The 24,649-nt window shown below is 57.7% G+C and carries 25 protein-coding genes and 1 riboswitch; of the genes, 17 read left to right on the forward strand and 8 right to left on the reverse strand.

Features of this window, described 5'->3' with window-relative positions; translation table 11 throughout:
• Nucleotides 1-7 precede the first annotated feature (7 nt).
• The 3 genes from K9U38_RS07030 (at nt 8) to K9U38_RS07040 (ending at nt 2,033) form a co-directional block, all read left to right on the forward strand.
• A complete protein-coding gene (locus tag K9U38_RS07030; protein WP_224493631.1) occupies nt 8-409 on the forward strand; it encodes an RNA-binding S4 domain-containing protein in 402 nt (133 codons plus the stop codon).
• Nucleotides 410-734: 325 nt separating this feature from the next.
• Nucleotides 735-1,073, forward strand: a complete 339-nt coding sequence (gene fdxA / locus K9U38_RS07035; RefSeq protein WP_224493632.1) for a ferredoxin FdxA — start codon at nt 735-737, stop codon at nt 1,071-1,073.
• Between the two features lie 357 nt (nt 1,074-1,430).
• Nucleotides 1,431-2,033 (forward strand): CarD family transcriptional regulator, encoded by a 603-nt coding sequence (locus K9U38_RS07040; protein WP_224493633.1) that lies wholly within the window; start codon nt 1,431-1,433, stop codon nt 2,031-2,033.
• A 48-nt stretch (nt 2,034-2,081) separates the two neighbouring features.
• Here the strand turns inward: K9U38_RS07040 and K9U38_RS07045 are convergent, their stop codons facing one another.
• From K9U38_RS07045 to thiB, 4 genes are all read right to left on the reverse strand, one after another.
• Complete coding sequence (locus K9U38_RS07045) at nt 2,082-3,509, reverse strand: M48 family metalloprotease (RefSeq protein WP_224493634.1); 1,428 nt, start codon at nt 3,507-3,509, stop codon at nt 2,082-2,084.
• 202 nt (nt 3,510-3,711) lie between these two features.
• Nucleotides 3,712-4,440, reverse strand: a complete 729-nt coding sequence (locus tag K9U38_RS07050; protein WP_224493822.1) for a thiamine ABC transporter ATP-binding protein — start codon at nt 4,438-4,440, stop codon at nt 3,712-3,714.
• A gap of 17 nt (nt 4,441-4,457) precedes the next feature.
• Nucleotides 4,458-6,023 (reverse strand): thiamine/thiamine pyrophosphate ABC transporter permease, encoded by a 1,566-nt coding sequence (gene thiP, locus K9U38_RS07055; protein WP_255607046.1) that lies wholly within the window; start codon nt 6,021-6,023, stop codon nt 4,458-4,460.
• A gap of 58 nt (nt 6,024-6,081) precedes the next feature.
• Complete coding sequence (gene thiB, locus K9U38_RS07060; protein WP_370631859.1) at nt 6,082-7,077, reverse strand: thiamine ABC transporter substrate binding subunit; 996 nt, start codon at nt 7,075-7,077, stop codon at nt 6,082-6,084.
• Nucleotides 7,078-7,144: 67 nt separating this feature from the next.
• Nucleotides 7,145-7,261: riboswitch (TPP riboswitch) on the reverse strand.
• A 1,094-nt stretch (nt 7,262-8,355) separates the two neighbouring features.
• Here thiB and K9U38_RS07065 point away from each other — a divergent pair.
• From K9U38_RS07065 to K9U38_RS07080, 4 genes are all read left to right on the forward strand, one after another.
• A complete protein-coding gene (locus K9U38_RS07065; protein WP_224493637.1) occupies nt 8,356-8,991 on the forward strand; it encodes a thiamine diphosphokinase in 636 nt (211 codons plus the stop codon).
• A gap of 93 nt (nt 8,992-9,084) precedes the next feature.
• Nucleotides 9,085-9,369 carry a YMGG-like glycine zipper-containing protein gene (locus K9U38_RS07070; RefSeq protein ID WP_224493638.1) on the forward strand — a complete coding sequence of 95 codons (285 nt, stop codon included), beginning with the start codon at nt 9,085-9,087 and terminating at the stop codon, nt 9,367-9,369.
• Between the two features lie 145 nt (nt 9,370-9,514).
• The gene (locus tag K9U38_RS07075; RefSeq protein ID WP_224493639.1) at nt 9,515-9,865 is read left to right on the forward strand and encodes a YMGG-like glycine zipper-containing protein; all 351 of its coding nucleotides are present in this window, start codon (nt 9,515-9,517) and stop codon (nt 9,863-9,865) included.
• 147 nt (nt 9,866-10,012) lie between these two features.
• Entirely contained in the window at nt 10,013-11,830 is a 1,818-nt protein-coding gene (locus K9U38_RS07080) for an ABC-F family ATP-binding cassette domain-containing protein (protein ID WP_224493640.1), read from the forward strand.
• Between the two features lie 18 nt (nt 11,831-11,848).
• Here K9U38_RS07080 and K9U38_RS07085 read toward each other — a convergent pair whose 3' ends face one another.
• Together K9U38_RS07085 and K9U38_RS07090 are read right to left on the reverse strand one after the other, a co-directional pair.
• Nucleotides 11,849-12,214, reverse strand: a complete 366-nt coding sequence (locus K9U38_RS07085; RefSeq protein WP_224493641.1) for a cell division protein ZapA — start codon at nt 12,212-12,214, stop codon at nt 11,849-11,851.
• 20 nt (nt 12,215-12,234) lie between these two features.
• Nucleotides 12,235-12,507: a DUF4164 domain-containing protein gene (locus K9U38_RS07090; RefSeq protein WP_106710817.1), complete on the reverse strand. Its 273-nt coding sequence runs from the start codon at nt 12,505-12,507 to the stop codon at nt 12,235-12,237.
• A 340-nt stretch (nt 12,508-12,847) separates the two neighbouring features.
• Here K9U38_RS07090 and tkt point away from each other — a divergent pair, with 340 nt between their 5' ends.
• From tkt to K9U38_RS07115, 5 genes are all read left to right on the forward strand, one after another.
• Complete coding sequence (gene tkt / locus K9U38_RS07095; protein WP_224493642.1) at nt 12,848-14,833, forward strand: transketolase; 1,986 nt, start codon at nt 12,848-12,850, stop codon at nt 14,831-14,833.
• A gap of 60 nt (nt 14,834-14,893) precedes the next feature.
• Complete coding sequence (gap, locus tag K9U38_RS07100; protein ID WP_224493643.1) at nt 14,894-15,901, forward strand: type I glyceraldehyde-3-phosphate dehydrogenase; 1,008 nt, start codon at nt 14,894-14,896, stop codon at nt 15,899-15,901.
• A gap of 126 nt (nt 15,902-16,027) precedes the next feature.
• Nucleotides 16,028-17,221: a phosphoglycerate kinase gene (locus K9U38_RS07105; RefSeq protein ID WP_224493644.1), complete on the forward strand. Its 1,194-nt coding sequence runs from the start codon at nt 16,028-16,030 to the stop codon at nt 17,219-17,221.
• A 304-nt stretch (nt 17,222-17,525) separates the two neighbouring features.
• Nucleotides 17,526-18,551, forward strand: coding sequence for a class I fructose-bisphosphate aldolase (locus K9U38_RS07110; protein ID WP_224493645.1), 1,026 nt, complete (start codon nt 17,526-17,528; stop codon nt 18,549-18,551).
• A gap of 80 nt (nt 18,552-18,631) precedes the next feature.
• Entirely contained in the window at nt 18,632-19,375 is a 744-nt protein-coding gene (locus K9U38_RS07115; RefSeq protein ID WP_224493646.1) for an SGNH/GDSL hydrolase family protein, read from the forward strand.
• A gap of 26 nt (nt 19,376-19,401) precedes the next feature.
• On the opposite strand, the gene K9U38_RS07120 is transcribed toward K9U38_RS07115, so the two are convergent.
• Complete coding sequence (locus K9U38_RS07120; RefSeq protein WP_224493647.1) at nt 19,402-19,563, reverse strand: hypothetical protein; 162 nt, start codon at nt 19,561-19,563, stop codon at nt 19,402-19,404.
• A 122-nt stretch (nt 19,564-19,685) separates the two neighbouring features.
• On the opposite strand from K9U38_RS07120, the gene K9U38_RS07125 reads away from it, so the two are divergent.
• The 5 genes from K9U38_RS07125 (at nt 19,686) to K9U38_RS07145 (ending at nt 23,762) form a co-directional block, all read left to right on the forward strand.
• Nucleotides 19,686-21,596 carry a propionyl-CoA synthetase gene (locus tag K9U38_RS07125; RefSeq protein WP_224493648.1) on the forward strand — a complete coding sequence of 637 codons (1,911 nt, stop codon included), beginning with the start codon at nt 19,686-19,688 and terminating at the stop codon, nt 21,594-21,596.
• 101 nt (nt 21,597-21,697) lie between these two features.
• Complete coding sequence (locus tag K9U38_RS07130) at nt 21,698-21,997, forward strand: DUF1127 domain-containing protein (protein WP_224493831.1); 300 nt, start codon at nt 21,698-21,700, stop codon at nt 21,995-21,997.
• A gap of 27 nt (nt 21,998-22,024) precedes the next feature.
• The gene (locus K9U38_RS07135) at nt 22,025-22,612 is read left to right on the forward strand and encodes a DJ-1/PfpI family protein (RefSeq protein ID WP_224493649.1); all 588 of its coding nucleotides are present in this window, start codon (nt 22,025-22,027) and stop codon (nt 22,610-22,612) included.
• A 22-nt stretch (nt 22,613-22,634) separates the two neighbouring features.
• A complete protein-coding gene (locus K9U38_RS07140; RefSeq protein ID WP_224493650.1) occupies nt 22,635-23,042 on the forward strand; it encodes a hypothetical protein in 408 nt (135 codons plus the stop codon).
• A 6-nt stretch (nt 23,043-23,048) separates the two neighbouring features.
• Nucleotides 23,049-23,762 (forward strand): helix-turn-helix transcriptional regulator, encoded by a 714-nt coding sequence (locus K9U38_RS07145; protein WP_224493651.1) that lies wholly within the window; start codon nt 23,049-23,051, stop codon nt 23,760-23,762.
• A gap of 49 nt (nt 23,763-23,811) precedes the next feature.
• Here K9U38_RS07145 and K9U38_RS07150 read toward each other — a convergent pair whose 3' ends face one another.
• Nucleotides 23,812-24,501 (reverse strand): DUF1013 domain-containing protein, encoded by a 690-nt coding sequence (locus tag K9U38_RS07150; protein WP_224493652.1) that lies wholly within the window; start codon nt 24,499-24,501, stop codon nt 23,812-23,814.
• Nucleotides 24,502-24,649: the final 148 nt, after the last annotated feature.

Consider the following 24,649-nt stretch of genomic DNA (forward strand, 5'->3'; position numbering starts at 1 on the left):
CGTCTGGATGACCGCAGAAGGCAAGCAGCGCATCGACAAATGGCTGTTCTTCGCGCGCGTGGTCAAATCCCGTTCCCTGGCCGCCAAGCTCGTTTCAGGCGGAAGCGTTCGAGTTAACAAGGACAAGATCGACCAGCCGTCACATGGGGTAAGGGCAGGTGATGTGCTGACGATTACGCTCGACCGGCGCATCCTGGTTTACAAGATTCTCTCCGGCGGCACTCGCCGGGGCCCGGCCGACGAAGCAAGAACGCTCTACGAGGATTTGTCTCCGCCCTTGCCGGCGAAAGATGGAATGAGTCGTTTGGACGGATTGCCCATGCGTGATGCCGGGAGCGGCCGCCCAACCAAACGCGACCGGCGTCAGGTCGACAGGCTGATGCTGGGAAATGACGAGGACCCCGAATAATTTTCGAACTTTGCTTCTTCCTCTATCTGCTTGCTTTCGCCGAAATAATCTCCAGGATTCAATCAGAAGGATAGAATAATATTCTACTAGATACGCTGTCTGTGGATGCCCGTTGCTTGTTGCTTGAGCATCGCAGTGCGATGAATGGCGCCGTGAGTACTTGGGTAATGGCCGGAAACCGGGTGAAGAGGCAAATTTTGCCGTCCGGACAGTTGGTGGGCCGCGTTCTGGTGCCGCAGCTTTATTCTTCCCTCTTGTCAGCCCGGCGTCAAATCGTTACCTGATCCGCTGAGACGCTGATTATGGGGTCTTCAGGAGCCAGCAAATGACCTATGTTGTGACCGACAATTGCATCCGCTGCAAATATATGGATTGCGTTGAGGTCTGTCCCGTCGACTGTTTTTACGAAGGTGAAAACATGCTCGTCATCCACCCGGATGAATGCATCGACTGTGGTGTTTGTGAACCTGAGTGCCCGGCTGAAGCCATCAAGCCGGATACCGAGCCGGGTCTGGATAGCTGGCTGCAGATCAACGCGGAATATGCCGATAAGTGGCCCAACATATCCGCGAAGCGGGATGCGCCTGCCGACGCCAAGGAGATGGACGGTGTCGAAGGAAAGTTTGAGAAGTTCTTTTCACCGGAGCCCGGCGAGGGCGACTGAATTGTTCTTGGGATTCAACATTGCGAGGACTGATTTGCCGTAATATGCAAGTCTTGTAATTCGACTATTTTTGAGCAAGTGCAGCAAAAAGTTGATTCTAATCACTTTTCGTGGTAGGCTCCGCCCATATGTTGATCATTGGACGTCAATTTCGTGGCGCTAAAGCATAAATCACCAATCGGCTAGATTTGTTCCGGACCTTTCAGTTCAGGGTATGGTTGTTTGTTTTTCCAGCCCACTGCGTCGTCCGGATTGCTTTTGCGTGAAAATATTGGCGGCCGACAAACCGGGACCCGGTTTCCAGTGATTGGTTTAGCCGGTGCGTTTTGCCGGGCGCAGCAAGGAGTAATTAAGCGCATGACAGTAGTTCAGCAGAAAAAAACCGCCCAGCGTATTGGTTTCAAGACGGGTGAGTTTATCGTATATCCGGCACATGGCGTAGGCCAAATCGTCAATATTGAAGAACAGGAAGTTGCAGGTCACAAGCTGGAGCTGTTCGTTATTGATTTTCAGAAGGACAAGATGCGCTTGAAGGTCCCAGTAGCAAAGGCAACTGCTATTGGAATGCGTAAACTCTCCGAGACAGATTACGTTGATCGTGCATTGAAGGTGGTTCAGGGCCGCGCCCGAATCAAGCGCACCATGTGGTCGCGCCGTGCCCAGGAGTATGATGCAAAGATCAACTCAGGCGATCTTATCTCGATATCAGAAGTAGTTCGCGACCTTTTCCGTGCTGATAACCAGCCGGAACAGTCCTATTCGGAACGTCAGTTGTACGAAGCAGCACTCGATCGCATGGCGCGCGAGATTTCTGCCGTCAACAAGATGTCTGAAACCGAAGCCGTGCGTCTGATTGAAGTCAACCTCGCGAAAGGGCCCAAGCGTGGTGCCAAGGCTGATGCCGACGCTGATGCCGATGCCGATGTAATCATTGAAGACGAGCGCGAAGAAGCCGCATAAGAACTGGCTCACCTGTAAAAAAAAAGCCCGGCATTTTGCCGGGCTTTTTTATTCGCTGATCACTTTCACCTTGTCGCCGACCGAAACAGTACCGCCAGGTGGCAGGGCGTTGATCAGGCGGAAGAGGTCCAGTTTCCGTTCCGTTCCCATGATCTGGTTAGACAGGCTGGTCAGCGTGTCGCCAGGCTTGACGGTCACGACGCGTATGCGCAGCGGCTTGATACTGGCCTTCTCTTGTGCGGTCAGCAGCCGAAAGCTCTGGATCGCCATTTGCGAGGCCGGCGTCAGGGCGGTGCTGCCCGTTGGGGCAGCTGTGAGGAAACGGTAAATCCTGCTTCCGGCGTTGACCACAAAGATATCGAATTCCCAGCGGTCTGCTCTGGCCTTTGCGGTTGCAGCCGGCATGCCGTTGAAGGTCGTAGCCGTCACGCTCGCATTGTCGAGACCCGTCACCCAGCCGCTGCGCATGTAATCGGTCATGGACGGGTTTCCGGAAACCTGCGTCCCGTCAAAGCGGATCGCGACTTCGCCGGGACCAGTGGCCATTACCGCGTCGGCACTGTTGTCGATGACAAAACCGTCGGGAACGGTGAAGCTCACGCCTAGCAGCGGGTGAACAAAGGTTCGGCCACGTACATAGCCTTCCTCGGGGGTATCGCCGTACAATATTCCGTCGATACCCTGCAGGAAGGAATCGCGGTCGGTCGTGCCTACGCCTGGCGCTCCAACACGGCGGGCATGCCCGCGCGCAAGTTCGATACGTTGCGGCGCCGAAGGGTGACTTGCGAGGAAGTCGAGGCTCGCATCGGTTGCCCCTGAAACGCTGCGGAAATCGGCGTAGGATGCCATCGATTGCAGAAAACGCGCAGCAGCGAAGGGGTCATAGCCCGCTTCGCCTATCATCTTGATGCCGATCGCATCAGCCTGCAGTTCCTGGTTGCGTGAGAATTGCGCCATGCGCAGCTTGCCGCGGATCAGTGCCTCACGGCCCGCGCTATCATCCTGCAGGACTTCGGAGACGACGCGTCCCGCAATCTGGGCTTCCTGTTCCCGCTGCTGGCGCTCGATACCGTGGTTGGCGATGACGTGACCCATTTCGTGAGCGATGACCGCTGCAAGTTCGGCACTGTCATTGGCAAGGGCAAGCAGGCCGCGCGTCACATAGAGATATCCGCCTGGCAGCGCAAAGGCATTGATATTGGGCGAGTTGAGAATGGTGATGCGGTAGGTATGCGTTGGATTGTCGGAGACAGTGGTGAGGTTGCCTACGACCTTCGCGACCATGCGCTCAAGCTTTGCATCCTTGTATTCTCCGCCGTAGGTAGCGAGAATGCGCGGGTGCTGTTCGGCACTCAGTTTCGCCAGCCGGTCATTCTTGCTGACATTATCGACAGTCACCGGGTTTGACGAAGGCCCCAGAGCGTCTTCCTTGCTGACGTTGAGCACCTGGCAACCGGACAAAAACGCGAGCAGCATTGTCGCCGACGCAAGATTCCTCGCGCGAGCGGCTGGATGAAACCATCCGTTGCTTGTGGGGGAATTTTGCGAAGCCAGAATCATGTCCTCGTTGTTGCCGCGTGCCAGCAGAGTCGTATGACTCTGTTCTTGCTAGCCCGGCAAACAGCCTTGAGCAAGAAATTCATTGTTTTCTTGAATGTGGCAAGTCGTCGAAAATATGTCAAAACGCAGAGTCTTTTGCACCGAGGTATTTCCGCAACAGCACAGGTCCACTGTCAGACAGCAATTCCTCCGCGGGTCCCGACGCTGTTATTCGTCCGTTTTCGAGAAAGAAAAGCAGTGAAGGAAGGCGCAGGGCATCGTCCGGGTGATGCGTCACCATAACCACGGTCATGCTGGTATCCCGCTGCAAATCACCGACCAGGTCGAGCATCTCATGCCGTAAAGCCGGACCGAGCGAAGCAAAAGCCTCATCAAGCAGCAGCACTGGCCGGTTGCGCACCAGGGCCCTGGCGATTGCCACGCGCTGGCGTTCGCCCCCGGACAATGCGTCCGGCTTCCGTTTCTCCTTGCCGGCAAGACCAACCTTTCGGATGGCTTCGCCAATCGCGGTCCGGTCCGCCGTGGTCAATTTGAGATTGGGGCTGCGGCCAAGCCCGATATTGGAAGCAACATCGAGATGGGCGAAGAGATTATTGTCCTGAAAGACCATGGAGACTGGCCGCAGCGCTGGCGGCATTGTGGTGACGTCGACACCGTCGATCAGGATTCTGCCAGCCTTTGCCGTTTCAAAACCTGCAATGAGATTAAGCAGTGTTGATTTACCCGAGCCGCTCGGGCCAATGATGGTGGCGGTCGTCGAAGCCTCGATCGAGAGATCGAAATGCATCGCCATGTCGTCAAAGTCGAAATCCACCGCATCCATCCGGATCGAGGCGCCTTGCCGCAAATCAGTGGAAGGCGCGATCATCGCCCATTCTCCAATCTGCTCGCACCTCTGTCGGCCACCATCATCAGCGCGAGGCAAAGCAAGCCGAGGACCAGGGCCAGGCCTGCAGCATCGTCCGTCCGATAGCTCCCCATGCGTTGCAGCAGCAGGTATGGCAGGGTCTGGATCGTATTGTTCCCGAAAAGGGCGATGGTTCCCAGATCTCCCAAGGACAGGGCCATGGCAAAGGCAAAGGCAACCCCAAGCGGCCGCTTGAGCACGGGCCAGTCAATGAGCCGAAGCCGGCTCCACCCGGCAACACCGAGTTGCGCACAAAGCCGATTGTGCCGGCTTGCCGCCGTATCCCAGGACGGGCGCAGGATCCTGAAGGCAAAAGGCACGGCCATTGCCGCATTGACACTGATAACCATGATGGGCGCAAGGCTGAATGGGTCGACATAGTGACGTGAAAGAATGAACCAGCCGGCACCAATCACGATAGGGGGGACGACCATGATGAGGCTCGCGCCGAGATCGAGCAAACGCTCGAAGATTCCCGGCGGAGCATGACGGCGTTTTGTGGCCAAATATTCCCTTGCCGTCACCAATGCGAGAGAAATGCCCAATGAGAGTGCAGCCGCACCCGCACCAAGGATCATGCTGGTCAAGATGGCCTTCCAGACAATGCGCTCACCGAGCAGGCGAGAGAGGTCGGCCGCAAGGCCTGACATCACGGTCCCGGCCATTGGCAATATGACAAACAATAGGCCGGCTATTATCACCATGGCATGGAAGAACTTTTCACGGCGGGAAGGGTGGTCAAAACGCCGCCTTGCCGTGTGAAGGCTGAAGGCCTCTTCAGAAGGGCGTCCCGCCCGGCTGAGAAAAAGCAGTACGGCGATGGTCAGGCCCAGTTGCAGCAGGGTCAGTGCAACGGCCCGCGCAATATCGAAGTCAAAATGCAGCGACTGATAGATGGCAACTTCGAGCGTCGTGGCTCGTGGCCCGCCGCCGAGCGTCAGGACAATTGTAAAGGATGTTATGCACAACATGAAGATCAGGCTGGCGATACCCGCAAGGTTGCGCCGGATCACCGGCCATTCCAGGAGCCGGAACCGTGACCAACCGCCCATGCCTAATTGCGACGACAGCTTCCAATAGTCTTCCGGAATGGAATCGAGACCCGAGAGGATAAGCCGCGTGGCCAAAGGAAGGTTGAAAAAGACATGGGCGAGCAGGATGCCGGTCAGGCCGTAGATGTTGGGAATGACATCAAGGCCAGCACCCCTGAAAATGGCGGCGAGCAAGCCGTTTCGACCATAGATGCTGGTAATGCCGAGGACGGCAACCAGAGCCGGCAGAGCAAGCGGCAAGGCAAAGAAGCGAAGGATCATTGCACGCCCGGCGAAGACCGGATGCGCATGCAGCGCATGGGCAAGCGGGATGGCCAGGGCTACGGATAGCAACATGGACAGAAGCGCCTGCAAGAGCGTGAAACGTGCGACACGCCACAGATAGCTATCGAAGGCACCCAGTCCATCCATGCTCCCGTGCAAGGCCTCCACGGCAAGGCTGAGCAATGCGCCGCCAGCGATCACGGCCATCAAGGCGAGGGCAATTCCCCCCGCCAAAGGTTTGAGTGAACGGACGGCTGCCACGGGGTTACAGGCTCATTGCCGACAGCCACTCGTCGATCCATGCCTTGCGGTTCTTCGCCACTTCCTCAGGGGCGAAGATGAGAGTTTTCGCGGGCTTGACCAACGTGTCGAAAGCCGGATCAAGCGCTGCACTCGTCTTGGCGGCCGGGAACATCCAGTTGCTTTCCGGGATTGTGTCCTGAAAGGCCGGTTTGGTCATGAAGCTCAGAAACTGCGCGGAAAGCGGGTTCGTGGCGCCATTCGTCGTTTGCGCCGCGACCTCGACCTGCAAGTAATGACCCTCTGCAAAGGCGGCTGCCTTGTAGCGCTCCGTCTTTTCAGCGACGAGATGATAGGCAGGCGACGTCGTATAGGACAGAACCATCGGTGCCTCACCCTTGGTGAACAGGCCATAGGCCTCGGACCAGCCGGGCGTCACGGTCAGGACGCGGTCCTTCAGCTTGCCCCATGCCTCACCGGCCTTGTCGCCGTAGACTGATTTCACCCACAGCAACAGGCCGAGACCGGGCGTCGAGGTGCGCGGATCCTCAATGACGATCTTCTGCTTGGGATCTGCTTCCACAAGGTCCTTCAGGCTTGCTGGCGGATTCTTCACCGTTTCGGAATCGTAGATCACGGCGAAATAGCCGTAATCATAGGGGACGAAAGTATTGTCCGAGTAGCCGCCGGGAATGGTGATGCCGCTGGTATCGATGCCATGAGGTGCAAAGAGGCCAGTCTCGCTCGCTTCGTGGGTCAGGTTCGTATCAAGTCCCAAGACAACATCCGCCTTGGTGGATGCTCCCTCGAGCTTGAGGCGGTTGAGCAGCGCAACACCGTCGGCAACGGCGACAAATTCGACGGTGCAATTGCATTGCGATTCAAATGCCTGCTTTACCTTCGGCCCAGGGCCCCATTCGGCCGTGAAACTCTCATAGGTATAGATCGTGAGCTTTCCGTCGGCCTTTGCCGGGGCAGCTGAAACGAGTGCAAGAGCACTCATCAGGATTGCAGAATTCATAAAAGTCTTGAGCAGCCGCATCGGCGCCTCCTATCGTTGAAAACTCAAAAGGATTTGATGCGCCGGATATCCTGCCGCGTCTAATCCCTCCGCCGGTACAAACCGGATCAGGTTCCGCGGGTTGGCAGGATTTCTCCCAATGCCTCTCAGCTCGTTCTCGCGAACAGCACCCCGTTAGAGCATTGCAAACATTTAGAGGCAAAGCCCTGGCTGCACAAGCATTTCCCTCGATATACAGCTTTCTCTTCGCCACGCCCGCTTTTGCGTCTGGCCATTGAATGGTTGGGAAGACGGGCGGTCGTCGAAGCGCGTCTTTGGGGTAGTGATGGTGCGATCCGAAGACCGCCCGTCCGGCGACTTTTGATCGTGCCCGTTCCGCTTGGGGGGCTTCGGCGGATGCGGTTATCCCGTGCGGATAACCATCACTGCCAACGCCCCTTAAAGTGCTCGTCCAGCACGCGCCGGTCGTAGTACCGGCAGGGGAACCCTTGGACGCAACTTCCCCGGACAGCAGGTGCGTCACCCGCCATCGGAGGCGCCGGTCCTTCTCCCACTTCGAACGGCTCCGGAAGCAGTTCCCACGGGAAGGACGGCAATGAGCATAAGCGAGGTTCGGAGGGCGTGGATAAGTTTCAGGAGATTTTTTTGCAAAGGCGCCGTGCGGGATGACCAGCCGTTATCCTGACACCGGTGGAGGATTCCGGGGAGCCAGCAACCCCCCCCACATCCCTCATGGCGAGCTTCCTGAGCCCGTCGAAGGGCGAACCACGCACAGCGCCAAGGCCAGCTCAAGTGGCTCTTCATCTTGCAGATCATAATCAGCGCAACAACCGCATCAATATGAACGAGCAGGATATGAATAAGTGCTGTGGATATGTCCGATTTGGATAATGATCCGACGAATAAATATTATAATATTCTTATGCCTTGGCGTCATCTGCCAACTCGAACACTGATTTCAATCTCGCTACTGCTGACGACCGCAACCATTCAGTCGTAACCTGGGTTTATGCGAAAGGATCAACAATGTTTCGTGGTCGGAATTTTCAGTATTCCACGGTCAGGCTGCAAACAAACGCTTCTCTGAAAACACCCGAGCAGGGTCCCCTTCTGCTGCGCAGCAAGCAACAGAGGCTGTTTGCGGCAACATATCCAAGTCTTGTTCTTGCCATCGGCGTCGCGGCCGCCGCCATTGCCGTGATGATTCTTGGAATGCTGGGATAACGCAATCTGGCGTCACCGCTTTGCGGCTGAGCACACCCATGCTATGGCCGCGTCATGAGCAAATTCGTTATTCTTCTAGGTGGAACTGTTCACGTCACGGATCGCCTCCGGCAACAAGTCGCCGGGGCGCGGGTTCTTGCGGCCGATGGCGGAATAGCCCATGCGGACGCACTGGGCCTCAAACCCGAGCTTTGGCTCGGTGATTTCGACTCGACCTCGCGTGAACTGGACGAGAAGTACGCGGACGTGCCGCGCTCGGTTTTTCCTGCCGCCAAGGACATGACCGATGGAGAGCTTGCGCTAAGCGAAGCCTATGAGCGCGGAGCGACCGAGGTTGTTTTGTGCGGAGCGTTCGGTGGCGACCGCACCGACCACACGCTGCTGCACCTGACAATGGCGACGGCCAATGCCGCAAAAGGGCGAAAGCTGATATTGTCCAGTGGCACCGAAGAGGCCCACCCCCTGGTTGCCGGCAGTTACAGCTTCGATTTTGCCGACGGGACCCTTTTCAGCATCGTTGCATTTTCGCAATTGTCGGGTCTTTTTATTGAAGGTGCGCGCTGGCCGTTGAAAAATATGGAACTTTCTTTCGGTTCATCGCTTACTGTATCGAATGCCGTGTGTGGAAATCTCCACGTATCGCTCCATTCGGGTGAAGCAATCCTCATTGCCGCACCGCAAGTTGCGTGACGCTTGTAAAACGAAGCGGATGATGTAATTCTCGCGGTACAGCATTGGGGACGCAAGCTGGTGAGTTTTGTTCTGAAACGGGAGAGGTCTTCCATGTTGAAAAGTCTATCTACAATAGCAGTCGCGGGGCTTTTGGCTTTATCGGTGGCCGGTTGTACAACGAATGATCAGCGCGTTGCTGGTTATGGCGTCGGCGGTGCTGCCTTGGGTGCATTGGCCGGTGGTGCTATTGACGGAGGCAGAGGTGCTCTGGCGGGTGCTGCGATCGGTGGTGCCGGTGGTGCCCTCGTTGGCGCCGCAACCAATCCTCCTCGCTCCAGCGGCTACTGCACCTACCAAAATCGCTATGGCGAGCGTTACAGGGCTCCTTGCCGGTAACCAGTCCAATTGCAAATTTATTGCAGAACAGGCCGGACATTCCGGCCTGTTCTTTTTGTGTGATCAGGCAAACGGAAGCAATCTTTCTTCTGCCGCATTAGGAAAGCAGGATCGCGCCGCACTACTATGATTGAGAGGATTCAATATGAGATTTCGTCTTGCCGCCGTAGCGGTTTCAGCGCTTCTGGCAGTATCTGTCGCCGGTTGCGCCACAAGTGAGCAGAATCAACGTGCCGGGACGGGCGCTTTGATTGGCGGCGGCGTCGGTGCGCTTGCCGGGCAGGCGCTGGGTCGCGATACGAAGAGCACGATTGTCGGTGCTGCCGGCGGCGCGTTGCTTGGCGCTGCAGTGGGCACCGCGACGACACCGCGTGGACAGACCGAGAATCTTTGCCGTTACCAGCGTCGTGATGGCTCGATCTATACCGCGCCTTGCGAAGGCAATGGCGGCGGTGCTTATGGGCCTGGCTATAGCGGCGGCGGTGGCGGCTACTAACAACGGCTTTCAGCAGGTGAAATGAAACAGGCCGGAATTTCCGGCCTGTTTCATTTGACAGCGGCGATATTCTCGCCGACAAGGCCACGTCCGGTGGCGTAACCGGGCGCAGATTATTACTCTTCGTTTCCGGAACTCTATATTTCCATGGCTCCACCCCTTCTTCGCCTTGACCAGATTGCCCTGACATTTGGCGGTACGCCGCTCTTGAGCGATGCAGCCATTTCCGTCAGCGAGGGCGACCGCATTGCGCTCGTCGGTCGTAACGGATCGGGAAAATCCACGCTTTTGAAAATTGCAGCCGGATTCGTGACGCCAACTGACGGGGAAGTGTTCAAGCACCCCGGCGTAACAGTACGCTACCTGGCGCAAGCACCCGACATGGATGGTTTCCGCAATGTGCGCGAGTACGTCGAGGCGGGGCTCGGGCCGGCGGACGATCGCTACCGGGTCAGCTATCTGCTCGAGCATCTCGGCCTGACCGGCGAAGAAGAACCCGACACTCTTTCCGGCGGTGAGACGCGCCGGGCGGCGCTGGCCAAGGTTCTCGCACCTCAACCCGACATCCTGCTGCTTGACGAGCCGACGAACCACCTCGATCTGACGACAATCGAGTGGCTGGAAGGTGAACTGCGCCAGATCCGCTCCGCCATCGTGGTGATCTCGCATGACCGGCGGTTTCTCGAGAATGTCAGCCGTTCGACGATATGGCTCGACCGCGGAGTCACCAAGCGCCTGGATCAGGGGTTTGGCGCCTTCGAGGAGTGGCGCGACAAGGTTCTTGAAGAAGAAGAGCGCGACCTTCACAAGCTCGGACGCCAGATCGTGCGCGAGGAACATTGGCTGCGCTATGGTGTAACGGCGCGGCGCAAGCGCAATATGCGCCGGCTGGGCGAGTTGCAGTCAATGCGCAGCGAATTCCGCAACCATCGCGGCGCTCAGGGCAAGGCGGTGCTGAAGGCCAGCGATGCAAGGGAATCCGGCAAGCTGGTGATCGAAGCCGAACACCTCGTCAAGGCCTATGACGGCCGGGTGCTCGTTGACGATTTCTCCACACGGATCCAACGTGGAAACTGCGTCGGTTTCGTCGGTCCGAACGGTGCGGGAAAAACGACGCTCTTGTCGATGCTGACCGGGCTGCTCGCACCGGACAGCGGTCTTGTCAAGCTTGGCACAAACCTCGAGATCGCCATCCTTGACCAAAGGCGCGATAGCCTCAACCCCGAGCAGACGCTGTCGGATTACCTGACGGACGGGCGCGGCGAGAACGTCATCGTCAACGGGGAGCAGCGTCATGTCGCTTCCTATATGAAGGATTTCCTCTTCCAGCCCGAACAATTACGAACGCCGATCCGCGAACTCTCCGGTGGTGAAAGGGCGCGCTTGATGCTGGCCCGGGTTCTGGCTCGGCCCGCCAATCTTCTTGTCCTCGACGAGCCGACCAATGACCTTGATATGGAAACGCTCGATCTCCTGCAGGAACTGGTGGCGGGCTTTGCTGGTACAGTGTTGCTGGTCAGCCATGATCGCGATTTCCTTGACCGGACAGTGACATCGGTCATCGCGCCGGAAGGCAATGGACGCTGGCTCGAATATGCCGGCGGCTATACGGACATGCTGGCGCAGCGCAAGGAAGCACTGGCGACGCGCAAGGATTTGAAGTCAGGCAAGACACAGGCGGCGGCCGGCACCGTGACCGGGAAAACGAGCGTACAGCGCGAGGAGAAACGCAAGCTTTCCTACAAGCAGAAATTCGCGCTTGAAACCCTTCCGGCCAAAATCGAACAATTGCACACCGAGATCGCAGCGCTCGAGGCAAAGCTTGCAGATCCGGAGCTGTTTACGAAGAATGCCGCGCTGTTCAACAAGACGGTCGCGGATATTGGCAAGAAGCGACACAGTCTCGAGACTTTCGAGCACGAATGGCTTGAGCTGGAAATGCTGCGCGAGGAAATCGAGGGCTAACACCACCCCCAAATGGTGCTAGTTCGTCTTTGGCGCGAGCTTGGTCGCAAGCGACTCAATGCGGGTTGTCACCTCCGAAAGGACGCCGGTTATCGCGGCGTCGTTCTTGTCTGCCTTCGCCAAGGCTTCGTCACGGCTCTTGCGCAACGCATCTGCTTCGTTTTCCAGGCCCTTGAGCCGCATCTGCAGTTCGTTGAGTTCATCCATGACCATGATACCGGCCATGACCGTCAGGCGCAGGTCGCCAATCTCGCCGAAAGACGACTTGAGATGGGTAACGTAGCGGTCGAAGCGCTCGGCGAGACCGGTCAGATGCTGTTCCTGGCCTTCGTCGCAGGCCATTCTGTAGGCTTTGCCATCAATGGTAACGGTTACAGTGGCCATGTCTTGTCTCTTTCCAGCTTCTATCGATCAAGCACGGTGCGGATGGATTCCATCGCGGCGACGAGACGGCGCGATACCTCCTTGTTCGCCGCTTCCAGACGTTCGGCCCGTCCTTCCGACGCATCGAGCTCCTGGGCCAGCTTGCGCCGGTCCATATTCATGCGCTGGACCTCTTCCTCGGCTTCGGCAAAATCGCCCTCATGTTCCAGGCGCATTTCAACCGCATCCTCAAGGAGGGCCAGTGCTTTTCCCAATCTTTCCAGAACCTGTTTGAGGGTGGCTTCCGATGCCATTTTCAACGTTTCCCCTGTGTGTCACTCTTTTAAGCGAATCGCAAAAAGAAGAACAGCTTATGGCCGGAAGTCTAGAGGTTGCATCAACGTTGCGTCAATCAATCCGCATCGCCGTCATCGAGTCATGCACCGATAATAATTCGTGTCAGACCAAAGAAGGGGTTTTCTCACGGGTTCAATCCGGCCTAGGTTCAGTGGCTTTAATCGATCTTAACAATGGGTCTGACCCCCAGGTTTATTGACTCCGTGATGACACCTGCTATGTGTCGCGTGCCTTTTGGATTTTGTCTGACCGGCTTCCAGAAACGGCATTTCCTTTCCTCCACGAAAGACCGTAAACATGACCAATTCTGAAAAATCCAACCAAATGGCCAATGCGATCCGCTTCCTGTCGGCGGATGCAGTGGAGAAAGCCAATTCTGGCCATCCGGGTCTTCCCATGGGCGCAGCCGACATTGCGACCGTGCTCTTTACCCGCTTCCTCAAATTCGATCCCAAGGCGCCGCAATGGCCGGATCGCGATCGCTTTGTGCTCTCGGCCGGTCATGGCTCGATGCTTCTCTATTCGCTGCTGTATCTTACCGGCTACGAAGACATGACCATCGAAGAAATCAAGAACTTCCGCCAGCTGGGCTCGCGTACAGCCGGTCACCCGGAATATGGCCATGCCTCCGGAATCGAAACGACAACGGGTCCTCTCGGGCAGGGCCTCGGCAACTCCGTGGGCATGGCACTGTCAGAACGCATCATGAATGCGCATTTCGGCGATGACCTGGTCAATCATTACACCTATGTCATTGCGGGCGACGGCTGCCTGATGGAGGGCATCAGCCAAGAGGCGATCGCACTTGCGGGTCACCTGAAGCTGAACAAGCTCATCGTGTTCTGGGACCACAACAACATTTCCATCGACGGTCCGGTTTCGCTTTCCGACAGTACCGATCAGCGCGCCCGCTTCGAGGCGTCCGGCTGGCATACGCTGGAAATCGACGGCCACGATCAGGATGCCATTGCCGCGGCAATCGAGGACGCGCACAAATCCGACAAGCCGACCATGATCGCCTGCAAGACGACGATCGGATTTGGCGCGCCTACCAAGGCCGGCACCAACAAGGTCCATGGGTCACCGCTTGGGGCAGAGGAACTTGCCGGGGCTCGCAAGGCACTCGGCTGGACATCGGAGCCCTTCGTCGTTCCGTCGGATATTCTTGATACCTGGCGCAGTGCGGGGCTGCGTTCCGTCAATGACCGTACTGCTTGGCAGCAGCGTCTGGAAGCCAAGGATTCCAACACCCGTTCGGAGTTCGAGCGCCGTATTCGCGGTGATCTGCCCGGCAATTTCGAAGCGGCAATCGTTGCCTACAAGAAAAAGCTTTCCGAGGAGAAGCCGAAAGTTGCCACGCGCAAGGCCTCCGAGATGGCACTGGAGGTCATCAACGGCGTTCTTGCCGAAACGATCGGCGGTTCCGCCGACCTGACCGGTTCCAACAATACCAAGACCAGCCAGACCCAGAACATCACGCCTGAGGATTATGGTCAGCGCTATGTCCATTATGGCATTCGCGAGCATGGCATGGCGGCGGCGATGAACGGGATTGCGCTTCACGGCGGTCTGATCCCCTATTCTGGCACATTCCTGACCTTCTCCGATTATGCGCGCGGTGCAATGCGCCTTTCGAGCCTGATGGGCATCCGCGTTGTCTACGTCATGACGCATGACTCCATCGGTCTCGGTGAGGACGGCCCGACGCATCAACCGGTCGAGCATCTCGCGGCCCTGCGGGCGATTCCGAACAATTACGTGTTCCGTCCCGCAGATGTTGTTGAGACAGCCGAGTGCTGGGAACTGGCACTGAAGTCGCGCAAGACACCGTCGACGATCGCGCTCACTCGACAGAATCTGCCGACCGTGCGTACCGAGCATGTGGATGAGAACAAATGCGCCTACGGTGCCTATGAGCTCGCAGCGGCGAATGGCAAGGCGCAAGTCACGATCTTTGCGACCGGCTCGGAAGTCGAGATCGCGCTTAATGCGCGGGCACAGCTTGAGGCCAACGGCCATCCGGCACGCGTTGTTTCGGTCCCCTGCTTCGAATTGTTCGAACAGCAGAGTGAAGAATACAAGCGTGCACTGATCGGCGATGCGCCAGTCAAGGTTGCAGTTGAAGCCGCGATCAGGCTCGGCTGGGACCGGTTTATCGGTCTGGACGGCATCTTTATCGGCATGACCGGTTTTGGCGCCAGCGGCCCGATCGAGGCGCTATACAAGCATTTCGGCATCACGGCGGAAGCAATTGTCGCAGCGGCAGAAGGCAAGTTGAAATAATCTTCAAAGTTCCAGCATAATCCAACCAAGGGCTCCAAGATCCCCAAGGGAGAGACAGAAATGACAGTTCGCGTTGCAATCAACGGATTTGGCCGTATCGGCCGCAATGTTCTTCGCGCCATCGTGGAATCCGGCCGCACCGACATTGAGGTGGTCGCAATCAACGACCTCGGTCCGGTCGAGACCAATGCGCACCTGATGCGGTATGACAGTGTTCACGGCCGCTTCCCGGGAACAGTAACTGTTTCCGGCGACACGATCGATGTTGGCCGTGGCCCGATCAAGGTCACCGCTGTACGCAATCCGGTCGAATTGCCGTGGAAAGAACTGAACATCGATATCGCGCTCGAGTGCACCGGTATATTCACGGCCCGCGACAAGGCGGCGGCTCACCTTGAGGCAGGCGCGAAGCGCGTCATCGTCTCGGCGCCTTCCGAAGGCGCTGATCTGACTGTCGTCTTTGGCGTCAACGATCACAAGCTGACCAAGGAGCATATGGTTATTTCCAATGCTTCCTGCACCACGAACTGCCTTGCGCCGGTTGCCTATGTCTTGAACGAGGCGGTCGGTATCGACCATGGTTTCATGACCACCATCCACAGCTATACCGGCGATCAGCCGACGCTCGACACGATGCACAAGGATCTTTACCGGGGACGCGCCGCGGCGCTGTCCATGATCCCGACCTCTACGGGCGCCGCCAAGGCCGTCGGCCTTGTTCTGCCGGAACTGAATGGCAAGCTGGACGGAACTTCAATTCGCGTTCCAACCCCCAATGTCTCGGTTGTGGATTTCAAGTTTGTTGCCAAGAAGTCGACCACTCCTGCCGAAATCAATGACGCCATCAAATCAGCGGCGAACGGCAAGCTGAAAGGCATTCTCGGCTATACGGATGAGCCCAATGTATCGATCGACTTCAACCACGATCCGCATTCGTCTGTGTTCCACATCAGCCAGACGAAGGTCCTGGAAGGTACATTCGTGCGCGTTCTGTCCTGGTACGACAATGAATGGGGCTTCTCGAACCGCATGGGTGACACCGCTGTCGCTTTCGGCAAGGTAATCTGAGTGGCGCCTGCCTGAACCAGTTCGAAATGGCGGGTCGATACACCCGCCATTTTTGTTTGTGATAGAATTGTCCGGTCCATCAGGCATGCTTGCCGATGTGTACCATTTCAAATGAGGGTGATGACGATGCCAGCTTTCAAGACGCTTGATGATGTCGATGTTGCGGGAAAACGTGTTCTGGTGCGCGTGGACCTGAATGTCCCCGTTGCCGATGGCGCCGTTACCGACGCAACCCGCATCGAACGCGTTGCACCCACCATCCTCGAACTTTCCAACAAGGGTGCAAAGGTTATCCTCCTGGCGCATTTCGGCCGTCCCAAAGATGGACCCGCGCCCGAATTTTCCCTGAAGCCGATCGCCCATGCCGTTGCAAAGGTAATCGATCGGAACGTGCATTTTGCCGAAGACAGCATTGGTGACAAAGCTGCCGAAGCCGTTGCGAAACTGAACAATGGCGAGATCCTCCTTCTGGAAAACACCCGGTTTTACAAAGGCGAGGAAAAGAACGATCCGACCTATGTTGCGGCCTTGGCGGCCAATGGCGACCTTTACGTCAATGACGCGTTCTCCGCGGCCCATCGCGCCCACGCCTCTACCGAAGGACTTGCGCGCGTGCTGCCGGCCCATGCCGGGCGGACCATGCAGGCGGAACTCGACGCTCTCGAAAAGGGTCTCGGCAACCCCGAGCGTCCCGTCGTTGCCATTGTTGGCGGTGCCAAAGTATCTTCGAAGCTCGACCTGCTCGGCAACCTCGTCCAGAAAGTCGATGCGCTGGTGATCGGTGGCGGCATGGCCAACACGTTCCTGGCCGCCCAAGGCGTCAAGGTGGGCAAGTCACTCTGCGAGCATGATCTGGCTGCGACGGCGCGTGAAATCATGGCGAAGGCAAATGCGGCCAACTGCACGATCATCCTGCCCGTCGACGCCATCGTCGCCTGGCATTTCGAGGCCAATGCGCCACACCGCGCCTATGGTCTCGACGCAATCCCCGACGATGGCATGATCCTTGATGTCGGTCCGCAGTCGATAGAACGCATCAAGGCGGCGATCGACGATGCTAGGACACTGGTGTGGAACGGACCGCTGGGCGCATTCGAACTGCCGCCCTTCGATCAGGCGACGGTTGCGGCCGCCCGCCACGTGGCTGCGCGTTCGAAGGCTGGCCGCCTGGTCTCGGTTGCCGGAGGTGGCGATACGGTAGCAGCTCTCAATCATGCGGGCGTTGCTGACGATTTCAGCTACGTGTCGACAGCGGGCGGTGCATTCCTAGAATGGATGGAAGGCAAGCCGCTCCCCGGTGTGGATATACTCAAAAGGTGAGCTCGTTTAATTTATCCTGACAGGCGTCTGATGCAGGTTTCTGCACTTCCGGTGCTCATGGACGAATAAGTCCATGTGCTCCGGTTTTCGAAACCCCGCACCATTGCCATGTCAAGCTATAAACGGGCTCTCCGAAGGAGCCCTCGCAGCGATTATCAGGCGGCGCGATTAACGAAGAACAGAAAATGTTATCCTGTTAAATCGGTTGAAAAAATTTCAATCGTTTCAATGTCTTGGTTCGCCATTCCGTTTGGCATAGGCTTCTGATATTGCCCGGAGCATGCTAAACGGAGTGAAATAATCTATGAGCGAACGCCTGGAAGACATCGCGATTGCAATGGTTGCCAACGGTAAGGGCCTCCTTGCTGCCGATGAGAGCACTGCAACGATCAAGAAGCGTTTCGATACGATTGGACTGGAATCGACGGCCGACAGCCGGCGCGACTATCGCGAAATGCTGTTCCGCTCCGACGAGGCGATGAAGAACAACATTTCCGGCGTCATTCTTTACGACGAAACGATTCGTCAAAGCGCCAAGGACGGAACGCCCTTTGTCGACATCATGAAGGCTGCCGGCTGCATCCCGGGCATCAAGGTGGATGCGGGAGCAAAGCCGCTTGCCGGCTATCCGGGTGAGACCATCACCGAGGGCCTGGACGGCCTGCGTGAACGACTGCAGGAATATTACGAGCTTGGTGCCCGCTTTGCCAAATGGCGCGGTGTGATCGGTATTGCCGACGGCATTCCCACATGGGGCGCGGTAAAGCAGAATGCCCAGGCGCTGGCCCGCTACGCGGCCCTGTGCCAGGAAGCCGGGATCGTGCCGATCGTCGAGCCGGAAGTGCTCATGGATGGCAAGCCTGCAACCCACTCGATCGAGCGTTGCTACGACGTTACGCAATGGGTGTTGAAGACGGTCTTCGATGAACTCTATGACGCCCGGGTCGTGCTTGAAGGCATGATCCTGAAGCCGAACATGGTCATCGACGGCAAGAATGCGCGCAAGGCTTCCGTCGAGCAGGTGGCGGAACAGACTGTACGTGTATTGAAAGCCACGGTACCGGTAGCGGTTCCTGGTATTGCCTTCCTTTCGGGCGGCCAGTCGGACGAGGAAGCAACGGCGCATCTCTCCGCGATGAACGCCAACTTCACAACGCCCTGGAAGCTGACTTTCTCCTATGGCCGTGCGCTGCAGGCGGCTGCCATCAGCGCCTGGAACGGCAAGTCCGAAAACGTCGCTGCGGGCCAGCGCGCCTTCACGCACCGCGCGAAGATGAACGGTCTTGCTGCAACTGGCGGTTGGAAAAAAGACCTGGAAAAAGCGGCTTAAGCGTTTCTTATCCAAAAACGTATCTCATGGAACCCGGGCTGGAATCAGTCCGGGTTTTTTGTGGGAGCGTTTTCGGGTCAATGAAGCCTTCGCCGTTTCATCCGCTGGTCAGCTGGCTATTCTATCCGGTCTATGCCTGGCAGGGGATAGGCGTACGCCTGAGGACTGAGCGCATGTTGCCGCCGGCAGGTCTTCCCGTTGGTGAAATCGCCGGCAAGGACCCGGCAATCAGGCTCCTTGTCCTTGGCGATTCCTCGTCAGCGGGTGTCGGTGTGTCGGATGCCTGGCAGGGTCTGTGCGTACGGCTGGCGGTACACCTGCAAGGGCGCACGGGCCGCAAGGTCATCTGGCGTGCGGCAGGATTCAATTCCGCGACATCGGGCCAGCTTCGCGACCATGTCGTGCCCAATCTCGAGCGCGGTTTGTGGACCCATATCGTGTTGACGACCGGCACCAACGATACCAAGAATTTTCACTCGACCAGTCGCTTCAAGAAGGAATTCGGCGGCCTGCTCTATGCCCTGAAAGCCCGGTGGCCGGAGGCGCACATCGTTTGGTCGCAGGTCATCGATTTTCGTGACGTACCGGCAATGCCAAAGCTTCTCGGCCGCATTCTGGAAGGGCGTGCAATCGCAATCAACAAGCTGGGCGAAAGGCTTTGCCGTGAGCGCATGGCAGTGCCGGCAATGCGGCTGCCGGTTGAAGGTCCGGAAGGCTTTTCAGGTGATGGCTTCCATGCCTCGGCGTTGGGCTATGATGCCTGGGCCAAGCATCTCGTACCCTATGTCCTCAACCTTCCAGAGGCGGAGAACGGGCACAGCTAGGAGCCTTCAACCAAGCCTGAAAGGCTCTAGCCGGCGTGGCCGATCAATACCACGATGAACATCGCAAGGATGGCGCCTGCGGCAATTTTCCAGAAATCTCCGCGTTTCTTCAATCCCGGCCAGCCAAGAGGCTTGATGACGTGCAGTATCATCATCACGATCAGTGCAAATGGCAAAATCTTGGTCATAGGTAGGGGTGCCTGCACTGGATGATCCGAGAAGCGACAGTTGTTCTTTCTGGGAAGTATTGTCAATTCCGGCTTTGACTCCGAGTGCGGTATTGGGGATGTTCTAACCCGGGAGGACGTTCATGACATCAAGATATACAGAGGTCTATGAGGAATGGCAGGATGACCCGGAAGCATTCTGGGCACATGCCGCCATCGCCATCGACTGGGTCAAGCCGTGGGACAAGGTTTTCGATCCGAACGATGGACCCTACGGGCGATGGTATGCCGGGGCCGAATGCAACACCTGCTACAATGCCGTCGACCGTCATGTGGAGCATGGCAGGGCAGACCAGCTTGCACTCATTTACGACAGTGCTGTCACCGGCACGCAGCGCAAGATCACATATAAGCAGCTTCTCGACGACATCAACGCGCTGGCGGCAGTGCTGGTCGACAAGGGCGTGCGGAAGGGCGATCGCGTCATCATCTATATGGCAATGGTGCCGGAGGCAGTTGTTGCCATGCTGGCCTGCGCACGAATTGGCGCGGTCCATTCGGTCGTCTTTGGCGGCTTCGCAGCGCACGAGCTAGCAACGCGCATCGATGACGCAAAGCCGGTGATGATCATAGCCACGTCCTGCGGTCTGGAGCCGGGGCGTGTGGTTGCCTATAAACCCATGCTCGACCAGGCGATCGAACAGGCCAAGCACAAGGTCGAGACTTGCCTGATTCTTGTGCGCCCGCAACAACCGCACGTGCTCGTTGAGGGTCGGGATATTGACTATGCCGGGGCAGTTGCTGCAACTGCCGGCCGAAAGGTCGCTTGCGCCACGGTCAAGGCAACCGATCCGCTTTACATCCTCTACACTTCGGGCACGACCGGCCAGCCAAAGGGTGTGGTGCGCGACAATGGCGGGCATCTGGTGGCGCTCGCCTGGTCAATGGGTGCGATCTATGACACTCGCCCCGGCGACGTATTCTGGGCGGCATCCGATATCGGTTGGGCAGTGGGGCATTCATACATCGCTTATGGCCCCCTGTTCATCGGCGCGACCAGCATTCTCTACGAGGGGAAGCCGGTCGGGACACCGGATGCAGGTACGTTCTGGCGGGTCATTTCCGAACACGGGGTCAAGGTGCTCTTCACGGCACCGACGGCATTTCGGGCGATCAAGAAGGAGGATCCGAAAGGCGAGTTCATCGGCAAGTACGATCTCGCATCGCTGAAATACCTTTTCCTGGCCGGAGAACGTGCTGACACAGACACCATAAAATGGGCTGAAGAGAAGCTTGGCGTTCCGGTCATCGATCACTGGTGGCAGACCGAGAGCGGCTGGCCCATGGCTGCCAATCCGGCCGGATTGGGCATGCTGCCGGTCAAATATGGTTCGCCGGCGGTGCCGATGCCAGGTTACGACGTCCAGGTTCTCGACGACGCCGGTCACCCCGTCAAGCGGGGTGAACTCGGCAATATCGTTGTCAGGCTGCCCTTGCCGCCTTCCTGCCTGCCGACGCTCTGGAACGCCGATCAGCGCTTCCGCGACGCCTACACCACCGAGTTTCCGGGATATTACAAGACCGCTGATGCAGGCATCATCGACGAGGACGGCTATGTCTACATCATGAGCCGGACCGATGACATCATCAACGTCGCCGGACACAGGCTGTCGACCGGGTCGATGGAAGAGGTACTGGCGAGCCACCCTGACGTCGCGGAGTGCGCCGTTATCGGTATTGCCGACCATCTGAAAGGCCAGGTGCCTTGCGGATTCATCGTGCTCAAGTCCGGGGTGACGCGGGCCGAGGCCGATATCGAGCAGGATTGCATAGCTCTCATACGTGAGAGGATCGGTCCCGTGGCGGCGTTCAAACTGGCTCTAACGGCAAAGCGCCTGCCAAAGACCCGCTCTGGCAAGATCCTGCGCGGGACAATGCAGAAGATTGCCGACAGGGAGCCCTGGAAAATGCCAGCCACGATCGATGATCCTGCAATTCTCGATGAAATCAAGGTGGTGCTGAACGCGCGCGGAATTGGCGTTGGCAGCGATTGATCCAGACCGAAGAATAAAGCGGACTTCTTGACATCCTCCTGACAGAAGGTTGTCAGGAGGGGTGTGCGATAGTGTCTCCGTAGTCACAAGGAGACAGGGTTATGACTTACGTTGATTTTGGCATTGTTCATACGGTAAGGCGCCTGCTCACGGACTTCGCAGCGTATCGCGAAGAACTGCGTACGGAGCGGCACCTCAACTCACTGCCCGAGCATGTGTTGAAGGACATTGGCTGGCCGGATGCCTATGCAGAACGGCTGGCGCGCCGGGGTGCGTTGAAAGGAACGGAGGCTGGCGCGGCAAGTGCCAGCGCCGATCCGGCTCCTCGCAGGATCGACTGGCCGAAGCCGCGCCAGGCGAAAAAGGCAGGAATTACAGGTGGTTTCAGGGTACAATACTAAGCTATCGAGCGAATGGGAGCGACGCGCATGGAGCAGAAGAAGACGATAGGATTCGTATTCATCGACAAGTTCGCCGATTGGGAGTTCGGGCTGCTCTCGGGCGCTGCCACCGACTGGTTTGCTGCACGTGCGGTTGCATTGTCGCCTTTGGCTGGCCCGATACGCTCGATCGGCGGCCTGAAACTGGTTCCGGATCGGGGTGTGAGTGCCGAGGAGAACAGCGATCTCGACGCGGTCGCTGTTATCGGCGCGGAAACATGGCCGCGTGACGATGCTCCTGACATTGCACCGCTCCTGAATGCCACACTGCAACGTGGCGGCATTGTTGGCGGCATCTGCGGCGGCACGCTCGCTTTGGCGCGCGCGGGCCTGTTTGAAGGACGCAAGCACACGAGTAATGGAGCAGGCTGGCTCCAGTCGCATATCGGTGATTATCCCGGCTCGTCGCTCTATCAGGATGTACCCTATGCGGTGCGCGATGCCCATATAGTCAGCGCCGCAGGGTCGGCGCCCGGTACGTTCACAACAAATTTCCTCGAGGCGCTGTTCCCCGAAAAGGCGGGACAGGTTGCCGAGATGCGGGAATTCATCGGGCGGGAATATCTGGCTGCCTGATCGGCAAGATGAGGATCTGACCATGAAGAGCTGGACGGAGAAACTGAATTCCGGCGGACCGCACGAAGTAAAGGCGGCGCCGATCAGCATCGCCGGCATGAAGGCGGGCGAAATCATGCTGGTTCCGACAGCCCGTCAAGTCGACGATTTCATCCGGACCCTGCCCGAGGGCAAGCACATGGATGTGAAGACGTTGCGCAAATCAATGGCCGTGCAGCACGGTGCTCAGGTGACGTGTCCGATTACGACCGGCTTCCACTTACGAACCGTCGCCGAAGCTGCCTATGAGGCCTATCGGCAAACCGGGAATGTGAATGCAATAACGCCTTTCTGGCGCGTGCTGGACGCAAGGACGCCGACGCTATCGAAACTGTCTTTCGGTACGGCCTTTGTCGTGGAGCAGCGCGCGCGTGAAGGCTTGAAGGAGTAAAGCCTTATGCGCAGAGCTGATCGCCTATTCCAGATCGTGCAGAAGTTACGGGGCGGGCGCCTCGTCACAGCGCGACAGCTGGCCGACAAGCTCGAGGTTTCCGAGCGCACGATCTATCGGGACATTGCCGACCTGCAATCAACCGGGGTGCCAATCGATGGCGAGGCTGGTGTCGGCTACATCCTGCGCGAAGGCTTTGACCTGCCGCCCCTGATGTTCACGCGCGATGAGGTTGTGGCACTGGTGGCTGGCGCCCGGCTGATTACGGCGTGGGGCGGCGCTTCCATGGCCCGCGCAGCCGAAGAAGCGATCATCAAGATCGGTGCCGTGCTGCCGAAGGAGGACAGGCCGCGCATCACGAATACGCATATCCATTCAACCAGTTACAATATCAGCGACAATGACCGGTCATTGATCGACCTGGCGGAGAGCGCGGCCGAACAGTGCAGGGTCTTGTCGATCGCCTATACGGATCTTGATGGCAATGAGAGTGTCCGCGATATTCGTCCGCTCGGTCTCTGGTTCTGGGGCAAGGTATGGACGCTGATCAGCTGGTGTGAATTGCGCAACGATTTCCGCACCTTCCGCATCGATCGCATTGCAAGGGTCGAGAAAGCGGACCGGATTTTCCGCCAGGAACGCGGCAAGACCCTGGCCGATTTCTACCGCCGGGTGGAACTCAGCGAGACGCCCGACAACAAGGCCGCAAGGGCGTCATGAAAAAAGCCCGGCAGTGCCGGGCTTTCCATTGATCATTGTGTTGAGACGACTATTCTTCGTCTTCGTCCTGGTGGCGGCCCTTGAGGGACGAGAGCTTGGCAAAGACCTTGTCAGCATCCAGCTCTTCATCCTCTTCGCGTGCGGGCGGCTGGATGTCCAGGTTTTCCGTTGCGGATGCGGGGAGCAGTGTATCGCCACTCTCCTGATGGACAGGCCGGCCGCGAGAAGAACGTTCAACCTCGATATCCAGATCGATCTGCGAGCACAGGCCGAGCGTTACCGGATCCATCGGCTGGAGGTTGTTCGAGTTCCAATGGGTGCGATTGCGAATTTGCTCGATGGTCGATTTCGTCGTGCCGATCAGGCGGGAAATCTGTGCATCCTTCAGTTCCGGATGGTTGCGTACCAGCCAGAGGATGGCATTCGGACGGTCCTGGCGCTTCGACAACGGGGTGTAACGCGGGCCCTTGCGCTTGGTTTCCGGTACGCGAACCTTGGGGTCGGAGATTTTCAACTTGTGATTGATATCAGCTTCGCCTCTGGCGATTTCCTCACGCGACAGCTGGCCTGTGATCAGCGGATCAAGACCCTTTATGCCCTGGGCAGATTCGCCGTCGGCGATCGCCTTCACTTCGAGCGGATGCAGCTTGCAGAATGCAGCGATCTGATCGAATGACAGGGCCGTGTTGTCGACAAGCCAGACGGCCGTTGCCTTTGGCATAAGAAGCTGGGTGGCCATAGATATAGTCCTCTCGTTCGTCCGCTCCGGGGGCGCGGGACGTGGGTTCAACCACAATTTCCGGGAATTCGAGGCGTTATATAGCGTCATTTTAATGGATGAGCAAGAATCGGTTTTCGAGAGCCCGATTCGAGGCAAGCGGCTGTTT

This window comes from Phyllobacterium lublinensis (assembly GCF_020164435.1).
Lineage (GTDB): Bacteria > Pseudomonadota > Alphaproteobacteria > Rhizobiales > Rhizobiaceae > Phyllobacterium > Phyllobacterium lublinensis.

What these genes read in the sequence shown, in the direction of transcription:
- K9U38_RS07030 (WP_224493631.1), top strand. Translation starts at nt 8, where the DNA reads ATGACCGCAGAAGGCAAGCAGCGCATCGACAAATGGCTGTTCTTCGCG.
- fdxA (WP_224493632.1), top strand. Translation starts at nt 735, where the DNA reads ATGACCTATGTTGTGACCGACAATTGCATCCGCTGCAAATATATGGAT.
- K9U38_RS07040 (WP_224493633.1), top strand. Translation starts at nt 1,431, where the DNA reads ATGACAGTAGTTCAGCAGAAAAAAACCGCCCAGCGTATTGGTTTCAAG.
- K9U38_RS07045 (WP_224493634.1), bottom strand. Translation starts at nt 3,509, where the DNA reads ATGCTGCTCGCGTTTTTGTCCGGTTGCCAGGTGCTCAACGTCAGCAAG.
- thiP (WP_255607046.1), bottom strand. Translation starts at nt 6,023, where the DNA reads ATGGCCGTGATCGCTGGCGGCGCATTGCTCAGCCTTGCCGTGGAGGCC.
- thiB (WP_370631859.1), bottom strand. Translation starts at nt 7,077, where the DNA reads ATGAATTCTGCAATCCTGATGAGTGCTCTTGCACTCGTTTCAGCTGCC.
- K9U38_RS07065 (WP_224493637.1), top strand. Translation starts at nt 8,356, where the DNA reads ATGAGCAAATTCGTTATTCTTCTAGGTGGAACTGTTCACGTCACGGAT.
- K9U38_RS07070 (WP_224493638.1), top strand. Translation starts at nt 9,085, where the DNA reads ATGTTGAAAAGTCTATCTACAATAGCAGTCGCGGGGCTTTTGGCTTTA.
- K9U38_RS07075 (WP_224493639.1), top strand. Translation starts at nt 9,515, where the DNA reads ATGAGATTTCGTCTTGCCGCCGTAGCGGTTTCAGCGCTTCTGGCAGTA.
- K9U38_RS07080 (WP_224493640.1), top strand. Translation starts at nt 10,013, where the DNA reads ATGGCTCCACCCCTTCTTCGCCTTGACCAGATTGCCCTGACATTTGGC.
- K9U38_RS07085 (WP_224493641.1), bottom strand. Translation starts at nt 12,214, where the DNA reads ATGGCCACTGTAACCGTTACCATTGATGGCAAAGCCTACAGAATGGCC.
- K9U38_RS07090 (WP_106710817.1), bottom strand. Translation starts at nt 12,507, where the DNA reads ATGGCATCGGAAGCCACCCTCAAACAGGTTCTGGAAAGATTGGGAAAA.
- tkt (WP_224493642.1), top strand. Translation starts at nt 12,848, where the DNA reads ATGACCAATTCTGAAAAATCCAACCAAATGGCCAATGCGATCCGCTTC.
- gap (WP_224493643.1), top strand. Translation starts at nt 14,894, where the DNA reads ATGACAGTTCGCGTTGCAATCAACGGATTTGGCCGTATCGGCCGCAAT.
- K9U38_RS07105 (WP_224493644.1), top strand. Translation starts at nt 16,028, where the DNA reads ATGCCAGCTTTCAAGACGCTTGATGATGTCGATGTTGCGGGAAAACGT.
- K9U38_RS07110 (WP_224493645.1), top strand. Translation starts at nt 17,526, where the DNA reads ATGAGCGAACGCCTGGAAGACATCGCGATTGCAATGGTTGCCAACGGT.
- K9U38_RS07115 (WP_224493646.1), top strand. Translation starts at nt 18,632, where the DNA reads ATGAAGCCTTCGCCGTTTCATCCGCTGGTCAGCTGGCTATTCTATCCG.
- K9U38_RS07120 (WP_224493647.1), bottom strand. Translation starts at nt 19,563, where the DNA reads ATGACCAAGATTTTGCCATTTGCACTGATCGTGATGATGATACTGCAC.
- K9U38_RS07125 (WP_224493648.1), top strand. Translation starts at nt 19,686, where the DNA reads ATGACATCAAGATATACAGAGGTCTATGAGGAATGGCAGGATGACCCG.
- K9U38_RS07130 (WP_224493831.1), top strand. Translation starts at nt 21,698, where the DNA reads ATGACTTACGTTGATTTTGGCATTGTTCATACGGTAAGGCGCCTGCTC.
- K9U38_RS07135 (WP_224493649.1), top strand. Translation starts at nt 22,025, where the DNA reads ATGGAGCAGAAGAAGACGATAGGATTCGTATTCATCGACAAGTTCGCC.
- K9U38_RS07140 (WP_224493650.1), top strand. Translation starts at nt 22,635, where the DNA reads ATGAAGAGCTGGACGGAGAAACTGAATTCCGGCGGACCGCACGAAGTA.
- K9U38_RS07145 (WP_224493651.1), top strand. Translation starts at nt 23,049, where the DNA reads ATGCGCAGAGCTGATCGCCTATTCCAGATCGTGCAGAAGTTACGGGGC.
- K9U38_RS07150 (WP_224493652.1), bottom strand. Translation starts at nt 24,501, where the DNA reads ATGGCCACCCAGCTTCTTATGCCAAAGGCAACGGCCGTCTGGCTTGTC.